Genomic DNA, 13678 nt, shown 5'->3' with positions numbered 1-13678 from the left:
CTGCGCTCCGAAAGCGACCCCGCCTCGGGCTGGGCACGGGAACATCGAAGCGCGCTTGGTGTTAGGAGCCATAATCAACCAACCGCGCGCACATGCCGGGCAGCAATGCATCTGCTGGTTGTGTGAGGGCAGACCGGAGCAACGCGTGAGATCTCGCGGCCTGCGGTGGAATCGAAGGGAGATTGCGATGTCTGAATCCAGGACGACCACCGATCACGACGAAATCCGCCGTTGGGCCGAGGACCGCGACGGGCGACCGGCGGTGGTGCGCACCAAGGGCGAGGGAGGCATACTGCGCATCGACTTCGGCGAGCCTGAAGAGACGTTCGAGCCTGTCGAATGGGACGAGTTCTTCAGGATCTTCGATGAGAACGAACTGGCCTTCCTCTACCAGGATGAGACCAGCGGCGGAAAGACCAGCCGCTTCAACAAATTCGTCGAACGCAGCCGGAAGTAGGATCGCGGCAAACAGCGGCCACGGTCAGTGCAGCAGGTTTGGCCCGCGTGCCCTGACGATGTTTCGCATGATGCCGTTGAGCCAGTCCTCCGTGGAGGAGCCGGATCGTCTCTTGTCGATTTCGCCGATGGCCTGTTCGAGCGTTCGCTCGACCAGCCGGTCGGAGGCCTCCACATCTCCCAGCAGCAGGCGCGCCGCGAGCCTGAGCTTGGGCAGCAGCGAAAATACGTCGTCCGAGGGCTCCGACGATCGGCCTCCTTTCGATGCCGACGTCTCGGCTGGGAAGAGAGCATCGAAGACAGCCTGGCCGTTCGAGGATTTTCGGAGGCTGCTGGCATAGCGAAGGCGCTCAGGAATAACGATGTCTTCGTCGCCGCTGAAAAACACGAACGGCACGCCACGGCGCATCAACTCGTCGGCGATCGGGAATACCCGTCGTCCGTTGAGATTGACGTCCAGGATCGCGGCCTCCGCCTCGTCCGTATGTTTTGATGCCTGTTCGACCGTCGCCACCGGGCCAAGCACCACGGCGCCCATCTTGCTGAAGTAACGTGCAAGATCGCCCGCCAGCATCCATTCGTCCTCGACGATCAGGATATGCAAGCCTTGCAGGTCGCGCACCTCATTGTTCCTTCTTCCTGCGGGATTTACGGCTGTCGGCGCGGACTTCCGCAAAATGGCGGGCCAGGACCTCTTGCAACCGTTCCGCGAGCGCGAGCAGGCGAGGCGGGATGTTTTCAGATACCGGGAACTTGGTCAGATCCGGCGAGGGCAACAGGATTCGCTTGGCCGGCTTTATTTCAGGTGGTCGTCTTGCCATTGGAACCGCCTCCGAAGTCAAATGTTAATGCCCAGCCGCGGTGCTTTGTTCCGTTACTGGACTATTTACTGGCCTCAGGCTCGGCCCGGTCTTAGTCTGAGGCGTGATTAGGGTCTGAGGCCCGATTTGACGGCTTTGTGTTCGCGGCTGTTACCAGGGGCTTGGCGTGGCATCCCAGAATGGCAGATTTCCCATAGTCGGCGTCGGTGCATCGGCCGGCGGCATTCCGGCGATGGAGGGCTTGTTCAAGGGAATGACCGGCGGCACCGGCATGGCGTTCGTCGTCGTCACGCACCTCAGCCCGGAGCGGGAAAGCCTGCTGCACGAGGTCATCCGACGTTACACCGAAATGCCGGTCTTGGTGGCCGAGGAGGGGGCAGCGGTCCAACCCGACCAGGTCTATGTGATGCCGCAAAACGTCGTTCTCACCATCCGTAAGGGCGCGCTTTCGCTGCGCCGGCCGAACACGTTCAGCCGCGAGCGCAAGCCGATCGATATCTTCTTCAGCGCATTGGCCGAGGACCAGGGCGAGTATGCCGTCGGCATTATCTTGTCGGGTGGCGATTCGGACGGCACGCTCGGCGCCAGGGCAATCAAGGAGCATGGCGGGCTGACCATTGCCCAGGCCTCCAACGGTTCCGGCCCGCGCAATCCAGCCATGCCGCAGAGCGCGATTTCGAGCGGCCTGATCGACATAGCGGCGCCCGCCGAGCAGATCGGTGCAAAGCTTCAGGCGTTTGTCCGCAGTTTCGACGTGCTGAACGGCCTGACCGAAGCAGACGACGAACACAAGGCCGAGATGGATCGAGCCCGCGATGAAATCTACACCATTTTGCGCAGCCATTCCGGTCACGACTTTTCCGGCTACAAGGCCAAGACGTTCCTGCGTCGCGTAAAGCGGCGCATGCAGATAACGCAGCTGCAGTCGATCACCACCTACACAGAACGGCTGAAAAGGGATCCGGACGAGGTGGCGAAGCTGTTTCGCGACCTCCTCATCAACGTCACCAGCTTTTTTCGCGACGCCGACGCGTTCAAATTGCTGGAGGACAAGATCATACCGCAGATTTTCGAAGGCAAGAACGCCTCCGATGCGGTGCGTGTGTGGGTGCCCGGCTGCGCCACCGGCGAGGAGGTGTTCTCGATCGGCATGCTGATGCGCGAGCGCATGGAGAAACTTTCGGCGCAGCCGCGCGTCCAGATATTCGCGACCGACATCGATGAGCCGGCGCTCGCGGTGGCGCGTGCGGCACGTTATCCAGAAGCGCTGCTGCACGGGCTTTCGCCCGAGCGCAGGCAACGCTTTTTCCACAGTGACGGCGAGAGCTATGTGCTCGGCAAGGAGGTGCGCGAACTGTGCATCTTTTCGCCGCACAGCATTATCCGCGACCCTCCCTTCTCGCGCATCGACATGATTTCGTGTCGCAACCTGCTGATCTATTTCGGCCCGCAGATCCAGAACCGGGTCATCCCGATCTTCCACTACGCGCTGCGCCCGGGCGGCTATCTGTTCCTCGGGACCTCGGAAACCATCGGTCAGCACGGTGACCTGTTCGCCACGGTCGACAAGAAGCAGCGGATATTCCAGGCGCGGGAACATGCCACGCCGCGGCCGCCGGTCCTGATCGGCAATGGCCGCACGGGTGCCCTTCCGGTCGGACGCGGCGGCTCGAAGAAGGATGCGACCAGCCATTCACTGCGCCAGGCGATCGAGGCTCAGGTGCTGGAGCGGTTCGCCCCGCCTCACGTTCTGGTCAATGGCGATGGCGACATCGTCTACTATTCGGCGCGGACGGGCAAATATCTGGAAGCGCCGCAAGGCGCCCCGAGCCGGCAGTTGCTGACCCAGGCCCGCCACGGGCTGAGACTGGAACTGCGCGCCGCGTTGCGGGAAGCAGCCACGACGCGCCGCACGGTCGTGCGGGAGAATATAGCGGTCGAGGAAGACGACGAACAGCTTCAGTTCATTACATTGACGGTCGAGCCATACACGGAACGCGGTAATGGCGAGCCCCTCTACCTCGTCCTGTTCAATCCGGTGGGACAGTCCCAGATCCGCTCCGAGCCGGCACACGAAAGCCGCGGCACCGACGACGCGGCCGATCTCGAGCGGGAGTTGCGCGACACACGCGAGCGGCTGCAATCGACCATCGAGGAATACGAAACCGCGCTGGAGGAAGTAAAATCTTCGAACGAGGAACTCGTCTCCGTCAATGAAGAGGCGCAGTCGACCAATGAGGAGCTTGAGGCCTCGAAGGAGGAGATGCAGTCGCTCAATGAAGAGCTAAACACCATCAACGCGGAGCTGACCGGCAAGATAGAGGAACTCGATCGCGCCAACAGCGATCTCAGAAACTTGTTCGAAAGCACGGAAATCGCCACCATCTTCCTCGACCGCAACCTTGTGGTGCGGACCTTTACTCCCGCCGCGTCGTCGTTCTTCAACTTGCGTCCGTCCGATGTCGGCCGCCCGCTGACCGATCTTTCGAGCCGACTCGACTACCCCGAGTTGAAGCGGCACATCCAGGCGGTGTTCGAGACGGGAGAGACCCTGAACCATCACCTTGCGCGCGATGACAACGGCCGGTTTCACCTGGTTCGCATCAACCCTTATCGGGACAAGAGCGGCGGCGTCCAAGGCGTGGTCGTGACCATGATCGACGTGACGACGCTGGCGCAGGCGGAAGAGCGTCAGCAGGTGCTCATCTCGGAGCTGAACCATCGCGTCAAGAACATGCTGGCGGTCGTCGCCAGCATCACCAACCGGACCCGTGAAAACTCGGCGTCGAAAGACGAGTTCGCCGACGCCTTGATCGGCCGCCTGCAGGCGATGTCACGAGCATACAGTCTGCTCTCGCGAGAAAGCTGGACCGAAGCTTCCGTCGAGGAACTGCTGCGCCAGGAACTCGATCCCTTCGGGGCCGAACGGTTCGAACTCCATGGCAAACGGGTGAGCCTCAAGCCGGTACAAGGGCTTTCCTTCGGCATGGCAATCCATGAACTGGCGACGAATGCCGCTAAATATGGCGCCCTTTCGAAACCTGCCGGGCGGATAGTCGTGAAATGGTCGGTGGCGGACGGAACCTTCAGGCTCACTTGGCGCGAGAAGGGCGGCCCCCGCATCAAGGAGCCAACCGACAGCGGCTTCGGCCTTACCCTTCTGCGCGGAGAAATCGGCTACCGGCTGGGCGGAAAGGTTGAAACAACTTTCCACTCAAATGGTTTGGAGGCGGAAATCGCATTCCCTCTGACCCGTGAGGGCTCGTCGTGACCGGAAAGATGCGTGTGCTGATCGTCGAGGACGAATGGCTGATCGCCGACGACGCGGCGGCTTACCTGCGCAAAGCCGGCCATCAGGTGGTTGGACCTGTTTCGTCGGTAACGGCGGCACTCCGGCTCGTTGGCGAAGGCGGGATCGACGCCGCGTTGCTGGATATCCAGTTGAACGACGAGACCAGTTATCCGATCGCGGAAGCGTTACGGATGCGCGGTGTTCCGTTCGCCTTCCTCTCCGGGTATGGCGAACGCGAAATTCCAGCCGGGTTCCGCGCTTGCAGGATGGTGCAGAAGCCGGCGAGCCAGAGTGCGATCCTGAATGCCGTGGATGAACTCGCGCGAGCCGGCTGAGATCGCGATTGAAAGTCGCGCCAGGTCACATCGGCGTGGTGCGTGCCTGCCGCGAACGACGAACGCCTATGGCAATATCCGCACCGGTACCGATTTGACCGCCGGAACATGAGCCCTCTCGGCTCTGTGCCACAAAGGAACCAGCGGGTTGAGCTCGGGGTAGTAACCGGCACAATTTCCCTCCGGCACCGAGTAAGGCGTGATGCGCAGTCCGTGCACGCGGCGCTCCACACCGTCCCGCGCGTTGGCTTCGAGATCGACCTCCTGTCCCGCGCTCAAACCGAGGCGCTGGATATCCTTTTCATTCATCAACAGCACCATACGTGTGCCGCTGATGCCGCGCAGCCGGTCGTTGTAGCCGTAGACGGTGGTGTTGAACTGGTCGTTGGAGCGCACCGTGATCAGTGTCAGCACATCATCGCCGGCGACATCGATGTCGGGATCGGTTTCAAGGCCACTTGGCAGCTTGAAATTGGCCTTCTTGTTCGGCGTCTCCCACACCCGCTTGCTCGCCTTGATGTCGCGATGGAAGCCGCCGGGCGTCAGGAAACGCTCGTTGAAGTCGCGGAAATGTTGGGGGTAGCAGCGCTCGATTTCGTCGCGGATGCGGGAATAATCCCCAACCCACTCATCCCATGGGATCGAACTCCTGCCCGGCACCGTGGCCTTGGCGAGTTCGGCGACGATCCTGGGCTCTGAAAGCAGATGCGGCGAAGCCGGAGGTCGCGATCCGAACGAGCCGTGGATACAGGCGGTGGAATCCTCTACCGACACCCTTTGGTCGCCGCTTGCCTGATGGTCTCTTTCCAGCCGTGACAGGCAAGGCAGCAAATAGGTTGCCCGGCCGGCGGCCAGGTGACTGCGGTTGAGCTTGGTCGCGATCTCGACATGCAGGTCGAGCCCACGCCAGGCTTTCTCGACCAGGCCGGTTTCCGGCACGGCCCGCACGAAATTGCCGCCGAGCCCGACGAAGCCCTTGACCGATCCGTCGATGACGCCTTCGCAGGTTTCGACCGTATCGAGACCTTTTTCGCGCGGCGGTTCAAAGGCGTAGAATTCGGCGAACTTGTCGAGCGGGACGAGCTCGGGTTTTTCCGATATGCCGACGGTGCGCTGCCCCTGGACATTGGAATGGCCGCGCAGCGGCGAAATGCCGGCGCCGGGTTTTCCGATATTGCCGCGCAGCATCAAAAGGTTGCACAGCATCTGGACGTTCTCGGTGCCGTGCCGATGCTGGGTCAAGCCCATGCCGTAATTGCCGATCACCGCGTTGGCATGGCTGTAGACCTCGGCGACATGCTCCAGGTCGGTCTGCGCAATGCCGGATCGCGCGACGATATCGCTCCACTGGGTTTTGCGCAGGAAGGCTTCGAATTCGGCGAAGCCATGCGTGTGTTCGGCGATGAAAGCCGTGTCGAGGACACGCGTCCTGCCGCTTTCGCGGGCGTCGTCGTCGAGCGCCAGCAACGCCTTGGCGATACCCGTCATCGCGGCGATATCGCCGCCCGAACGAACCTGGAAGTAGTCGCTGGACATTTTGGTACCCGGTCCGGGCGACAGCATGTCGAGGGGGTTTTGCGGATTCTTGAAGCGCTTCAGTCCCCGCTCGGGCAAGGGATTGAAAGTGAAGACGGGCACGTTGCGTTGACGTGCCTCCTGCAGCGGATGCAGCAGGCGCGGCGCCGTCACCCCGGTGTTGTGCCCGAAGAAGAACATCATGTCGCATTTCGCAAAGTCTTCGAGCTGCACGGTCCCGACCGGCGAACCGATCGATTCCGGCAAGCCGACCGAGGTCGATTCGTGACACATGTTGGACGAATCGGGCAGGTTCGAAGAGCCATAGATCCGCGCAAAAAGCTGGTACACGAACGAGGCCTCGAGCGAGGCCCGGCCGGACGTGTAGAACACCACCGATTTGGGATCGAGCCGCCGCAGTTCGGCAGCGATGTCGCGGAATGCATCGTCCCAGGAAACCGGCTCGTAACGGTCGGTGGCGGCATTGTAGCGCATGGGCTCGGTAAGCCTGCCCTGCTTCTCAAGATCGTGGTCCGGCCAATCGAGCAGTTCCGTCACCGAATGCTCGGCGAAGAAAGCCGGTTCGCAGCGCAGCTTGGTCTGGTCCCACATCGTCGCCTTGGCGCCGTTTTCACAGAATTCGAAAGGCCTCGGCTGGGCTGGCTTTGCCCATGAGCAAGACACGCACATATAGCCGTCGGCCTTGTTCTGCTTGAGCAGCGTGCTCCATATCCCGGACAACAGCAGGCCTTCGCCGCGCGCCTTGCGGACCAGGGATTTGAGCGATCCCCAGCCGCCTGTCGGGTGGTCGTATTTCTTGGTTTCGATGCGATCGGTTACGGCGGGTTTCATGCGAGCCACTCCCTGTAAGAAGAGCATGCATAAGAACCCGCCGTAAGGCTGAATGTTCCGGGCCGGGTCCGTACCGTCTCGCCGGAACCATTTCCGCCATCGTTTGTTCGGCCCGAAGAAAGGAGCCGCGCGAAATGGAGCGACGTAACGCGTTAATTGCGATGGTGATTTCGGCCATCATCATCGTCGGCTTTCTCATCGGCTTTTTGTACGGCGATATGGGCTGGCGAACTTCGCCGCTCAAAAGAGCCCCTGAACAGAACCAGGGTGGCAATGCTCCGGCCGATACCTCGCCTGCCGCCGGCATCAAGAAGAACCCCAAGGAAAATACCGAAATGCCAGGCCAGCAATGAGTGAGGTCAGCAATGAAGGCAGGTAATGCCACGAACTGAAACGGGGTCCTGTTTTTGCGGCGCCATAACGGCGGAGATGCGCGGCGAGCCGTTCTGGATTTGCTCCGATCACGATGACGACTGCCGCAAGGCGATAGGAAGCCCGCTAACGGTGTGGGTCGGCTATCGGCCTTCCGAATTCACATTGCTCACCGGCACGCCCAAGACCTATTCGAAAACCCCCGGCGTGCTCCGGTCCTTCTGTGCGGATTGCGGAACATCGATCGGCTATGTCGACCAGGGCCTGCCCGACGAACTCTATCTGTCGATCGGCTTTCTCGACCACCCCGAACGGTTTCCGCCGCAGGCCCACGCATATTGGGACATGAGGCTTCCCTGGGTCGACTTTCCAGACGAGCTGCCGCGGGTGGGAAGGTATTCGAGGCGGCGCGATCCCGCTTTCGGAAATCCGGCGGACCGCTAGCCTGCTGCCCGCTTGGAGGTGGAAAACGTACCGTTCGCAGTTTCGTACGAATACGACAATTGGCGCGCGGCCGAAAACGCGCAATTATAGGCCAATGGGCCGCCGTTTGGATGACAAGCTCGATTGCAAGGCGTGCGGGACGATCCTGATGGAAATTCCCGACAACCCGAAGGATTCGACGCCGATCTATTGCAGCAATTGCGGCGCCTATCTTGGCGAATGGGGCGATCTGCAGGAGGATTTCTTCAGGCAGGCGTTCGGTGCCCAGGCCTTCGATCTGAACAACGGAAACATCATCAAGAAATAATCCTGGATCCCGCCGGCCAAGCCACCGCCTGCGGGCCCGGCTATTCGCGGCAATTGCCGTTCGGACCGGGCCATCGGGAACCTTTCTCCCGAGCCGCTTGTTTGGGTGACGGAAGGAGACACGCCATGAGCACAAAACCTCCCCCTGTGCCGCCGAAGAACCTGAGCCCAAAGGGCACCGGTGACAAAAAACCGGTAGCAGCCGACCAGGCACCGCAATCAGCCGTTCCGGATCCCGACAAGCAGGGCCAGCAAGGCAATACGAAGGTCAACACCACCCATCAAGGCAACGTCCAGGATCGCTAGGTCATGTCCACGTCGAAGAAGACTCCTGCCAGCATCCGCCAGGGCGGTCCCGGCGCCGCGCACGAAAACGCCAAGAAGCCGCTGAGCGTCGAAAAGCCGCCGGCCGACTCCGACCGTCGCAGCCACAGCAAGGTTTCCGGCGGCGGCGGCGAACACGACAGCCACCATACCCACGACCCCGAAAAGAAAGGCGACACCCGGTCCGCGCATCAGGACAAGTGAAGTCGGCCGGCGACGCGACGATCGGTGAGGTTCGAGCGAAGTGTCAGCGGGGACGGCGCGCCGAGGCAATCGGCACGACGTTGTCGACCACCGGCAAGTCGAACAGCATCGGAAGCCCCCGCGTCGCGGCCATCTCCACGATCAGTTCTTCGATGGAGTGATCGGTCAGACGCGTCTCGACGCCCAGCCGGATCATCGCCGCCAGCTTGTGCACCGGCACCGGCACGGACTTCGCCCGGTCGTCGAGCAGCTTGCTGATTTCGATCACGACGTCGGCGTCGATATTCCTGGGCAAGTCTCGCATAAGCGCCTCCCCGCCAAACGAAACGAAAAGCCCGCCGCACCTTTCGATACGGCGGGCGATCCAGTAATGCGTACCGGCGAGGGATCGGGGTGGGCGTGCCGGCGCGCGCAGATCGCAAGTAATTTTAGTTAAATCCGTCAACTTCGATGTGTCACGGAAAAACGTCTGTACGTTTTTTACCGAACCGCGCGGATCGTTAGCTGTCCCCGCCGTGGCGCGGCGCGGCAGCACGGATGGCGCGATCCATTGCCCTCCGGACAGCGAACTCAAACAGTATACATTATAAACTTAAAACATCTTGCCAGGTGATCCAGCCTATGCTCCACTTGAGCCGGGAACATGGCTGATAGGTGGATTTCTGCCGACACGTGGCTGCATTTCAAACGGCACGACTGCGAGAACACAGCCTCAAACAATATACGAAATCTTCGCATGGGAAGGCGTGGATGACGGAAACGATAGAGCTCAAACGGGTTGGCGATGGCAATCTGCGTGCCCAGGTCTATCAACAAATCCGGCTGACGATACAGCATGGCGAATTGGCGCCTGGCCAGAAGCTCGTCGATGTCGATATTGCCGCCCAGCTCGGCATTTCCAGAATGCCTGTCCGTGACGCCTTGATGCAGTTGGTGCATGAGGGCTATCTCGTCGGCACGACACGCGGCTTCACCCTGCCCACGCTTACCGCGACGGATGTCGCCGACATCTTCGAGGTCCGCCGCCTGCTTGAGCCACGGGCCGCCGCGCACGCGGCACGGACACTTGACGCCGCTGGCCTCAAGACCCTGGCAGCCGCGCTTCGGGAGGCCGAGGCTGCGGCCGCCGCCGGCGATGCCGACCGCTTTTTCCAGGCCAATTCGGCATTCAGGAATTGTTGGCTCGGCGCCGTCGAGAACGAGCGCCTTTCCCAAACGATTGCAAGGTTCGCCGACCATGTGCTCGTCGTGCGCTTAAGGACGCTGTCGCACCAGCCGACGCAGGCCGTCATCGTTGCCGGCATGCGCGCAATCTATGAGGCATTCGTCAAGCGCGACGCCGTCGCCGCTTACGACCGCATGACCCACTTCATTCAGAACGCCGAGGAGCGTTTCATGAAGCTTAGCCCACCGTTTCAAAACTCCAACGGTGAAGGTGAGGGCATGTCGCGGCAGGGGAAAGCATGATCAGGAAGCAGCACCCGCTGAAAGGGCCGAACAGGTTCAAGCTCGGCGTATTTTCAATGAACGCCGATGGCGGCCTGGCAATGACTACCGTCCCCGAGCGCTGGCGTGCCCGCTGGGAGGACAACCTCAATTCCGCCTGCATCGCCGACCGCGCCGGCCTCGAGTTTCTGCTGCCGATCGCCCGCTGGCGCGGCTTCGGCGGTTTGACGCATGTGCGGGAATGGTCGTTCGAGACTTTCACCTGGGCGGCGGGCCTTGCTGTCGCCACGGAAAACATCGGCCTGTTCATGACGGTGCATGTGCCGCTGGTTCATCCGCTGCAGGCTGCAAAAGCGCTGGCGACGGTCGACCACATCTCCAATGGGCGGGCCGGCTTGAACATTGTCTGCGGCTGGAACCCCGACGAGTTCGCGATGTTCGGGCAGACGGTCGGCGATCGAACCTACGATCAAGCGGAGGAATGGATCAACATCATCGTGCGTGCCTATCAATCGAGGGAGCCGTTCGACTTCGGCGGCGAGTTCTATGATCTGAAGGGGGTCGTCAGCCGGCCGCCAAGCCTGCAGGCGCCGCGACCGGTGACCATGAACGCCGCCTTCGGCGCGCCGGGGCGCAACTACGCAGCGCGCCACTGCGATTATCTGTTTTCGACGTTTTCCGAAATTGCCGACGGCCGTGCGCATGTGGTCGACATCACCAACCGCGCGGCCGAAGTCGGGCGCGAAGTCGGCGTCTGTACAGTTTGTCACGTCGTCTGCCGGGAGACCCAGCAGGAAGCCGAGGATTACTACCGGCACTACGCGTTGGAATGCGCGGACGAGGGTGCGGTCGACGAGCACATGCGCAAGAAGAAGGAATTCGCGAACTCGCACGATGCGAAGGCTTTCACCGAATATCGGCAAAGGTTCGCCGGTGGTGCCGGGACGTTCCCGCTCATCGGCACGCCGGAAAAGATCGTCGACGACCTCACCGAGATCATGGAACAGGGTTATTCCGGCGCCGCCCTCACATTCGTCAACTACACCTACGAATTGCCCTTCTTCTGCGACCGCGTGCTGCCGCTGATGCGCCAGGCCGGGCTTCGAGTAAATTGATGCCGGCGGCCGCCATTCCGACGCCGTGGGTGGATGGGCACGACTCCATCAATCCGCGCGCGTTCAAGCAGGCTATGCGGGCCGTGGCGGGCTCGGTCGCCATCCTCGCGTCGGAACATGACGAGATCGGTTTTTGCGGCATCACGGCGACGGCTCTCTGCTCGTTCAGCGCCGAGCCGCCGTCGCTGCTGGCTTGTGTCAACCGCGGCAGCACCTTTGCCTCGGTCATTCACGAAGGTTTGCCGTTTTCGGTCAATCTTCCCGCCGGCGACCAGGAGAACGTTGTACGTGCCTTTGGCGGCATGACCAAAGCCAAGGGCGCCGCGCGGTTCTCGTCCGGATCATGGGTGCGTGGCGAAACCGGCGCGCCCTTGCTTGTCGGCGCACGGGCAATATTCGAATGCCGGGTGGCCGAAATCATCGTGCGGGCATCGCACATGATCGTCATCGGCATCGTGTCGGGCGTTGCGCTGGACCGCGCTCATCGATCGCCGGTCTTCTACGCGCATGGGCGGTTCCTGACAGTAGGAGATGATGCCAACTAACCGCCGTTCACGCGGCGGCGCGGCGATTGCAATTTTAGATCGAACCCGATCATGGACGAACTATCAAAGGGAGTATGGCAATGCGCATTTGGAAATCCCTTGTTCTGGCTGCACTCATGTCGGGTGTGGCGGGTAGCGCCGCGGCCGAAGAGGTCGTCCTCAACGCCGTGCATTTTACGCCGACGCAGAACGGCTACGCGCAGAGCTTCCTGAAGTTCGTTCAGAAGGTGAACGAAAAGGGCAAGGGCGTGGTCCAGATCAACGTCCGTGGCGGGCCGGAGGTCATTCCGCCGATCCAGCAGGGCGCGGCGCTCAGGAGCGGCCTGATCGATGTGATCGACACACCGGCAGGGCAGTTCCTCGAACTCGTGCCCGAAGGCGAGGTTTTCTCCGCATCGACGAAGACGCCGTGGGAGGTTCGCGACAATGGCGGCTGGGACTTCATCAGCGGGATTTTCGAGAAGAAGGCCAATGCCCATCTGCTGGCGCATGTCGACGCGGGCTCGGGCTTCAACGTCTTCACCGTCGACGAACCCAAGCTCAACAGCGAAGGCAGCATCGACTGGGGCAGTCTGAAGATCCGCTCGTCGCCGCTCTACCGCGATTTCCTTGAATCCTTGGGCGCAACGGTGATCGTGCAAGCGCCGGGGGATGTCTATACCTCGCTCGAGCGCGGCGTCGTCAATGCCAACGCGTATACCGTGTTTGGCTATGCGTCGTTCGGCTGGGACAAATTCACCAAATACCGTGTCGACCCGCAGTTCTTCAAAACCGACGTGCTGATCTCGATCAACAAGGCCAAATGGGACACGCTGTCGCCCGAAGCGCAGAAGCTGCTTGCCGACACGGCCGTCGAATACGAGCGCGCGAGCTATGACGCCAACCTTGCCCAGTCCGAAAAACAGGCACAGGCGATGATCGACGGCGGGCAGAAGGTGATCAGCTTGACCGGCGCCGGCCGCGACAAATTCCTGGCGGCTGCCACGCAGGCGAGCTGGGCGAGAATGGCCAAACGCGATCCCACCAACATCGATCAGTTGAAGAAATTCTTCCAGTAGCCCGAGCCGAGGGTGCCTTGCGTGCCCTCCATCAAAGCTGGGCCAAGAGGACGAAGGTGGACATGGGGGTCGTCGGGCATGGACAGATTGTTTGCAGCGATTGGGAAGCTGAGCCTTGCGTTGGCGGCGGCGGCAAAAGTGGTGCTTGGCCTCATCATCGTCGCGGTGGTTGCTGATGTGTGCGTCCGCAATCTGGGCCTGAGGCCGCTTGCCTGGGCGGTGTCGGCGACGGAATACGGCCTGCTCTACGCGGCATTCCTGCCGATGCCCTGGCTGGTCCACAGCAAGGGCCATGTCTTCGTCGAGTTCCTGCGCCAGGCGCTGCCGGTGCGGGCACGGGTGGTGCTTGAAAAGCTGGTCTATCTCGCCTGCATCGGCGTCAGCCTCTACCTCGGCAGCGTCGCTCTGTCTTCGCTGACAAGTGCCGTTGCGGGCGGCGAATACGAAACGCGCAGCTTCGATATGCCGAAATGGCTGGTCTTTCTGCCCATCATGCTCGCCTTCTATCTCTCGGCGCTGGAATGGCTCAGATATCTGCTCGGCCGTGACACGCTGTACACGCTCGATCCGCTGGAAATGGAAGGGCTCTGACC

17 protein-coding genes are annotated in these 13678 nt (G+C 61.5%); 13 read left to right on the top strand and 4 right to left on the bottom strand.

What is annotated here, in order from left to right:
• The first annotated feature begins 187 nt into the window (after positions 1–187).
• Positions 188–457 (top strand): hypothetical protein, encoded by a 270-nt coding sequence (locus NKH04_RS08520; protein ID WP_352472886.1) that lies wholly within the window; start codon positions 188–190, stop codon positions 455–457.
• Between the two features lie 24 nt (positions 458–481).
• Here the strand turns inward: NKH04_RS08520 and NKH04_RS08515 are convergent, their stop codons facing one another.
• Positions 482–1078, bottom strand: a complete 597-nt coding sequence (locus NKH04_RS08515) for a response regulator (RefSeq protein WP_352472887.1) — start codon at positions 1076–1078, stop codon at positions 482–484.
• 1 nt (position 1079) lies between these two features.
• On the bottom strand, positions 1080–1277 hold the full coding sequence (locus NKH04_RS08510) for a hypothetical protein (RefSeq protein ID WP_352472888.1): 198 nt from the start codon (positions 1275–1277) through the stop codon (positions 1080–1082).
• A gap of 166 nt (positions 1278–1443) precedes the next feature.
• On the opposite strand from NKH04_RS08510, the gene NKH04_RS08505 reads away from it, so the two are divergent.
• Both NKH04_RS08505 and NKH04_RS08500 read left to right on the top strand, forming a co-directional pair.
• Entirely contained in the window at positions 1444–4548 is a 3105-nt protein-coding gene (locus NKH04_RS08505; RefSeq protein ID WP_353044236.1) for a CheR family methyltransferase, read from the top strand.
• A complete protein-coding gene (locus NKH04_RS08500) occupies positions 4545–4904 on the top strand; it encodes a response regulator (RefSeq protein WP_352918086.1) in 360 nt (119 codons plus the stop codon). The genes NKH04_RS08505 and NKH04_RS08500 overlap by 4 nt, the downstream gene beginning before the upstream one ends.
• 66 nt (positions 4905–4970) lie before the next feature.
• Here the strand turns inward: NKH04_RS08500 and NKH04_RS08495 are convergent, their stop codons facing one another.
• Positions 4971–7271: an FdhF/YdeP family oxidoreductase gene (locus tag NKH04_RS08495; RefSeq protein WP_352472891.1), complete on the bottom strand. Its 2301-nt coding sequence runs from the start codon at positions 7269–7271 to the stop codon at positions 4971–4973.
• Between the two features lie 134 nt (positions 7272–7405).
• Between NKH04_RS08495 and NKH04_RS08490 the strand changes: the two genes are divergently transcribed.
• From NKH04_RS08490 to NKH04_RS08470, 5 genes are all read left to right on the top strand, one after another.
• Complete coding sequence (locus NKH04_RS08490; protein WP_352472892.1) at positions 7406–7624, top strand: hypothetical protein; 219 nt, start codon at positions 7406–7408, stop codon at positions 7622–7624.
• A gap of 25 nt (positions 7625–7649) precedes the next feature.
• Positions 7650–8087 (top strand): GFA family protein, encoded by a 438-nt coding sequence (locus tag NKH04_RS08485; protein ID WP_353044235.1) that lies wholly within the window; start codon positions 7650–7652, stop codon positions 8085–8087.
• A 94-nt stretch (positions 8088–8181) separates the two neighbouring features.
• Entirely contained in the window at positions 8182–8394 is a 213-nt protein-coding gene (locus NKH04_RS08480; protein ID WP_036244132.1) for a hypothetical protein, read from the top strand.
• Positions 8395–8519: 125 nt separating this feature from the next.
• Complete coding sequence (locus NKH04_RS08475) at positions 8520–8699, top strand: hypothetical protein (protein WP_352472894.1); 180 nt, start codon at positions 8520–8522, stop codon at positions 8697–8699.
• A gap of 3 nt (positions 8700–8702) precedes the next feature.
• Entirely contained in the window at positions 8703–8921 is a 219-nt protein-coding gene (locus NKH04_RS08470) for a hypothetical protein (protein ID WP_352542035.1), read from the top strand.
• Positions 8922–8964: 43 nt separating this feature from the next.
• On the opposite strand, the gene NKH04_RS08465 is transcribed toward NKH04_RS08470, so the two are convergent.
• Positions 8965–9495, bottom strand: coding sequence for a hypothetical protein (locus NKH04_RS08465; protein WP_353030522.1), 531 nt, complete (start codon positions 9493–9495; stop codon positions 8965–8967).
• Between the two features lie 176 nt (positions 9496–9671).
• On the opposite strand from NKH04_RS08465, the gene NKH04_RS08460 reads away from it, so the two are divergent.
• The 5 genes from NKH04_RS08460 to NKH04_RS08440 all read left to right on the top strand — a co-directional run bounded on the left by NKH04_RS08460 (position 9672) and on the right by NKH04_RS08440 (position 13676).
• Positions 9672–10388, top strand: a complete 717-nt coding sequence (locus NKH04_RS08460) for a GntR family transcriptional regulator (RefSeq protein ID WP_352472897.1) — start codon at positions 9672–9674, stop codon at positions 10386–10388.
• Positions 10388–11482, top strand: a complete 1095-nt coding sequence (locus tag NKH04_RS08455) for an LLM class flavin-dependent oxidoreductase (RefSeq protein WP_352472929.1) — start codon at positions 10388–10390, stop codon at positions 11480–11482. The genes NKH04_RS08460 and NKH04_RS08455 overlap by 1 nt, the downstream gene beginning before the upstream one ends.
• Positions 11482–12027, top strand: a complete 546-nt coding sequence (locus NKH04_RS08450) for a flavin reductase family protein (RefSeq protein WP_352472898.1) — start codon at positions 11482–11484, stop codon at positions 12025–12027. The genes NKH04_RS08455 and NKH04_RS08450 overlap by 1 nt, the downstream gene beginning before the upstream one ends.
• An 80-nt stretch (positions 12028–12107) precedes the next feature.
• Positions 12108–13085, top strand: a complete 978-nt coding sequence (gene dctP, locus NKH04_RS08445) for a TRAP transporter substrate-binding protein DctP (protein ID WP_352472899.1) — start codon at positions 12108–12110, stop codon at positions 13083–13085.
• Between the two features lie 78 nt (positions 13086–13163).
• Positions 13164–13676: a TRAP transporter small permease gene (locus NKH04_RS08440; RefSeq protein ID WP_352472900.1), complete on the top strand. Its 513-nt coding sequence runs from the start codon at positions 13164–13166 to the stop codon at positions 13674–13676.
• The last annotated feature ends 2 nt before the right edge of the window (positions 13677–13678 follow it).

This window comes from Mesorhizobium sp. M1365 (assembly GCF_040317865.1).
Classification (GTDB): domain Bacteria; phylum Pseudomonadota; class Alphaproteobacteria; order Rhizobiales; family Rhizobiaceae; genus Mesorhizobium.
This window is presented reverse-complemented; position numbering and strand designations above follow the sequence as displayed.

What these genes read in the sequence shown, in the direction of transcription:
- NKH04_RS08520 (WP_352472886.1), top strand. Translation starts at nt 188, where the DNA reads ATGTCTGAATCCAGGACGACCACCGATCACGACGAAATCCGCCGTTGG.
- NKH04_RS08510 (WP_352472888.1), bottom strand. Translation starts at nt 1,277, where the DNA reads ATGGCAAGACGACCACCTGAAATAAAGCCGGCCAAGCGAATCCTGTTG.
- NKH04_RS08495 (WP_352472891.1), bottom strand. Translation starts at nt 7,271, where the DNA reads ATGAAACCCGCCGTAACCGATCGCATCGAAACCAAGAAATACGACCAC.
- NKH04_RS08490 (WP_352472892.1), top strand. Translation starts at nt 7,406, where the DNA reads ATGGAGCGACGTAACGCGTTAATTGCGATGGTGATTTCGGCCATCATC.
- NKH04_RS08485 (WP_353044235.1), top strand. Translation starts at nt 7,650, where the DNA reads ATGCCACGAACTGAAACGGGGTCCTGTTTTTGCGGCGCCATAACGGCG.
- NKH04_RS08480 (WP_036244132.1), top strand. Translation starts at nt 8,182, where the DNA reads ATGGGCCGCCGTTTGGATGACAAGCTCGATTGCAAGGCGTGCGGGACG.
- NKH04_RS08475 (WP_352472894.1), top strand. Translation starts at nt 8,520, where the DNA reads ATGAGCACAAAACCTCCCCCTGTGCCGCCGAAGAACCTGAGCCCAAAG.
- NKH04_RS08470 (WP_352542035.1), top strand. Translation starts at nt 8,703, where the DNA reads ATGTCCACGTCGAAGAAGACTCCTGCCAGCATCCGCCAGGGCGGTCCC.
- NKH04_RS08460 (WP_352472897.1), top strand. Translation starts at nt 9,672, where the DNA reads ATGACGGAAACGATAGAGCTCAAACGGGTTGGCGATGGCAATCTGCGT.
- NKH04_RS08450 (WP_352472898.1), top strand. Translation starts at nt 11,482, where the DNA reads ATGCCGGCGGCCGCCATTCCGACGCCGTGGGTGGATGGGCACGACTCC.
- dctP (WP_352472899.1), top strand. Translation starts at nt 12,108, where the DNA reads ATGCGCATTTGGAAATCCCTTGTTCTGGCTGCACTCATGTCGGGTGTG.
- NKH04_RS08440 (WP_352472900.1), top strand. Translation starts at nt 13,164, where the DNA reads ATGGACAGATTGTTTGCAGCGATTGGGAAGCTGAGCCTTGCGTTGGCG.